General features: G+C 56.9%; 1 protein-coding gene. It reads right to left on the reverse strand.

The features are described 5' to 3' along the window. Positions 1–253 precede the first annotated feature (253 nt). A partial coding sequence (locus XH88_RS25680) for a hypothetical protein (RefSeq protein ID WP_271671038.1) occupies positions 254–1405 on the reverse strand: 1152 nt, incomplete at its 5' end.

Consider the following 1405-nt stretch of genomic DNA (forward strand, 5'->3'; position numbering starts at 1 on the left):
CCGCAAAGCCGCCCGCCCGCTACGGCGCTATGTGGGAGCGCGCGTCCGGGCGGCCTTGCTCTACCGAACTACACCACTACTGGGGACACGACCAATCCGAATGCTGGGTCAGTGGAGCAGGGATTTCTCCGGCGAGTCGCTAAACATCCACGAGAAATGTTCCGAGGAGCCCGTGCACGTCAATATTCAAGACCCAGCAATAAGAGTCCCTAAGGCGATGCCGATCGTTGAGGGAAAACCGCCTATGTCGGCCTTAGCGAATCAACGACGAATTCGTTTCCAGCGTCTCAGGCTTCAGCTCTAGCAGCTCGACTTTCACGTGGCCACCAACGGCGGCTTGGATTTGGGTAGCCGCTGCTCTCATACCCGAAGAGATTTTGTCGGTGCATGAAATCAAGACGACGTCGGGACGGATTCTTCCAGCAGCTGAGATTAGCTGCTGCTCTTGTTGAGGGCTAAGGCCAGAAGACGTCTTAGCCTCACATAGGTAGAGCGCCCCATCAACTACCGCCAGAGCGTCTACTTCCAGATCCTCCTGATCTTGACTGCTCTCGGGATAGGTCTCCCAAAGATTGAGCGAGGGGGTGAAATAGAATGATGAGCGTGCATGGTTCCACAGGTGCCAGAGTGTCCAGATGACCGGCTCGATGCCGTGTTCGCGGTACGATGAGACGATGAAATTATTCGGTTTGAAGTCCCACTCGCCAGAAACAGGCGCGGGGGTCTCCTCCTTGCAGACCTCGCAGATCAAGACGCTCCGCAGGTCGTCAACCGATGTCCAGTTCTTGTTGAAGCAACGCCGGCACGTCCAGTCGCGTCCTCGAGAGAAGAGCTTTCTCTTGCATACGAATTGCAATGCGTGATCCAGGTGCTTTGGGTCTTCGTAGTAGGCCCTGTCTTTCTCAGAAAGATGGGACGTCTCTTCTTCCATATCCGACCTCACAAGAGCAGACCATCGGTCAACGAAGGCCTTGTAGTTGGTGGTCCGCTCCCACGTTCCCGCCATTCTTCCGTATCGAATGGCTTCGCTTGCGAGACGATCCAATTGCGCATCGTTGTCGAAACGTAGCGGCCCGCCTGGCTGGCCCAGGCGCTTTCGTAAGGTGACGATGAACTGGCTGCGAAGTGCCTCGTTCTTTTCAACTGGAACGGCTCCCAGCGACATCAAGGTATCTCGCCAGAACGCATGCAGGAGGATGCCGAAGGCCTCGGGAAGGTTTTCGAAGTGCTGGAGAACCTCGATGAGATATCTGCCTTTGTCCGATATCTGCGCATAGGCATACCGTTGCCAGCCAAACGTGGTCTGGCTGTGGGGTCGTGTCCCCAGTAGTGGTGTAGTTCGGTAGAGCAAGGCCGCCCGGACGCGCGCTCCCACATAGCGCCGTAGCGGGCGGGCGGCTTTGCG

Source organism: Bradyrhizobium sp. CCBAU 51627 (genome assembly GCF_028128765.1).
Classification (GTDB): domain Bacteria; phylum Pseudomonadota; class Alphaproteobacteria; order Rhizobiales; family Xanthobacteraceae; genus Bradyrhizobium.